Source organism: Castellaniella sp. (assembly GCF_041675725.1).
GTDB lineage: Bacteria > Pseudomonadota > Gammaproteobacteria > Burkholderiales > Burkholderiaceae_B > Castellaniella.
The window spans coordinates 1-3042 of the sequence record NZ_JBAYTI010000120.1; the positions used below are offsets into that span (position 1 = coordinate 1).

General features: G+C 69.0%; 2 protein-coding genes. Both read left to right on the forward strand.

Annotated elements, in window-relative coordinates; translation table 11 throughout:
* Positions 1 to 166 precede the first annotated feature (166 nt).
* On the forward strand, positions 167 to 781 hold the full coding sequence (locus tag WCZ84_RS13895) for a copper resistance protein NlpE (RefSeq protein WP_339399213.1): 615 nt from the start codon (positions 167 to 169) through the stop codon (positions 779 to 781).
* Positions 782 to 826: 45 nt separating this feature from the next.
* Positions 827 to 3042, forward strand: a 2216-nt coding sequence (locus WCZ84_RS13900; RefSeq protein ID WP_372686870.1) for a tetratricopeptide repeat protein, incomplete at its 3' end; no start/stop codon positions are given.

A 3042-nucleotide genomic window follows, 5' to 3' on the forward strand; every position in this document is an offset into this window, starting at 1 on the left:
CTGGCCGCCACCCGCACCGCACGATCAATCTGGTGCAGCGATGCGCCGAGCTGCTCGATCTCGCGCAGCGCATCGCTCTCCTGAGCATGCACCGGAGCCGGCACCTGAAGCATCACCAGCATCGTGATGCCAAGAACACAGGCACGAAACAACATGGCAGATCCCCTTGGACGATCCCGGCACCATGGCAGGCACCTCATGCCACGGACTATTGCACCGCATCATTACACCCGTGTGCCAACTCGACCACAAAACGCTACCTTTGCATGCCACTACCCTGATTTGCGTGATGCTGCCCAGGCATCACGCAACTCCCGCCGCCAGATGGCGCCACGCGCCCGTTCCCGAGAGCACCGCCATGCGTCATGCCTTTCTCGTCCTGCTTTTCATCACACTGGCCGCTTGCGCCAGCACACCTCTCCCGGAGTACGAGCCGGCCACGCCCGACCCCATCCACACCAGTCGCAATTCACTGGACTGGGCAGGCACCTATGTCGGCGTGCTGCCCTGTGCCGACTGTCCCGGCATCGAAAACCGCCTGATCCTTGCATCAGACGGCAGCTACGAACTGCATGTGCGCTATCTCGATCGCGAGGCGGAACCGCGCGTGACGAATGGCAGCTTCGCCTGGACCTACGACGGCAACCACATCCAGCTTGATGCAGCCGGCGACAACGCCTTCTTCGCCGTGCATGAAGGCAGCCTGCTGCGCCGCTTCGCCGATGGCACCTGGCCAGAGCCCGAGCAGGCTGCACAGATGCGCCTGCATCGCCAGCCCTGAGCCCCTGGTTGGGCCAAACCGGACCGGATAGTCCAGAATCGCCCCATGCACTATCGCTTCGATACGTTTTCATTCGACGCCCACACACTGCAACTGCATGGACCGCAGGGCCAGATTCCGCTGCGCCCGATGACCGCGCGACTGCTTCTGGCCCTGATCGAAGCCTCACCCAAGTTGCTTGGTCGCGATGCCCTGCTCGATCAAGTCTGGGGCCGACAGGCCGTCAGTGCGGGTGTCGTCAAGCAATCCATCCACGAACTGCGCCAAGCGTTGGGTGAATCGGCACAACACCCGCAACTGATCGAGAACCTTCCGCGCCTGGGCTACCGTCTCAACGCCGTTGTCCAGCGCAACACAGCAGAAGCCCCTGCCGTCGAACCAGACCCTGCCTCCAGCACCGAAACGCCGCAGCGGCGTCCTGCCGCTCCACTGGTGTTGGTGCTGCCGGTGCTTGCCGTCGTTGTTGTCATCGGCCTGCTGATTTGGCGGCCCTGGGCACCTGTCGAAGACCACGGTGCCATCCCTGCTCGGCAACAACAGCACCACGTGATGCATGACGGCCATCCCCGAACCCCGCAGGCGCTCAACGACTATCGTCGTGGGCTCGATGCCTCGGCCCAAGGCGACCTGCACAACGCCCGCCTCCTTCTGGAAAAAAGCCTCGCCCACGAACCCGATGCTCCCGCCAGCATGGCCGCGCTGGCCGACATCCTGGCCCGCGCCGGCAACCGCCGCCAGGCCCTGCAATGGGCGCAGGCCGCCGACCAGGCCGCCGCCGCCCTGCCGCGCGTGGAACAATTGCGCACGGCGGCCTTCCTGCACGGCCTGAACTACCACTGGGACGAAGCCGCCAGCGCCTTGCAGGCCCTGTTCGAACTCAACCCCGGCGATGCCGACAGCGGCCTGCGCCTGACCCAGGCCCTGCTCGCCCATGGCCGCCTGAGCGAGGCCGAAACCACGCTCGATCGCCTCGCCGCGCTGCCTGCCCCGGCCCTGGACCGTTTCCGCCTGGCCCTGATGCAGGCCAGCCTGGCCACCGCCCAGGGCAACCATCGCGCCCGTCTGGAAGCGGCCGAACAGGCCCTGCAACACGCCGCCTCGCCCAGCCAGCGCCACCAGGCCAGCCTCCAGGCCGCCTGGGCCAACCTGCTCCTGGGCCAGCCGGACCTCGCCCGCCAGCGCCTGGACGCCCCCGACTTCCCCGGCACCGGCATCACCCCCGGCGATGCCCTCGCCGCCGCCCTGCTGCGCGCCACCCTGGCGCGCGATGCCGGCCAGTTCGACGTGGCGCTGGCCGCCTTCGACCACATCGCCCAGGAGGCCACCCACCTGGGCCAGGACACCTTCGCCGCACGCGCCCTGCGCGAAGCCGCCTACGTCCAGATCCGCGCCGGCAACCCCGCCGACGCCATCGCCCGCCTCGACACCGCCATCGAACGCCTCATCGCGCACGGCGACCTGCGCGAACTGGCCAGTGCCCGCAACATCCTGGCCCTGGCGCACCAGACCCATGGCGACATGGACAGCGCCGCCGACGCCGGCCAGGCCGCGCTGGAGGCCTACATCCGGGCTGGCGACCGCATCGGCGAAGCCGCCGCCCGCATCCAGACCGGCACCCTGCTCGCCCGCAGCGGACGCAGCGACGAAGCCCAGGGCCACTGGGAACGCGCCCACACCCTGTTCGCCGACATCGGCGACCGGCGCGGCATCGCCACCGCCCTGAGTAACCTCGCCATCCTGCACGGCTGGGCCGGCCGCGCCGACGCCGCCCGCCAGGCCAATACCACCGCCCTGACGCACTTCCGCGAACTGGGCGTCCTGCCCGACGTGGCCCGCCTGCAATTCAACATGGGTGTGGAAGACCGTGGCGCAGGCGACCTGGCCCAGGCCAAGGCCCGCTTCCTCGAAGCCATCGACGCCTTCCAGCGCGTCGGTGCCCGCGACCACCACGCCCAGGCCGTCATCAGCCTGGCCGAACTGCACCTGACCCAGGCCGACCCGGCCAGCGCCGCCGCCCTGCTCGACCAACTGGAAACCCCCGAAAGCCTCAGCGTCCAGCCGCGCAGCGCCCTGCTCACCGCGCGCGCACGGCTGGCTGCGGTGCGGGGCGAATACGAAACCGCCGAAACCGGCTTTCGCCAAGCCCTGGCGCTGCGCGAACAGGCCGGCCTGGCCGACTGGATGCGCCTGAGCACCCTGGACCTGGCCGACCTCCAGGCCCGGCACCGGCACCTGACCCAGGCCGAACCCGCCCTGCGCCA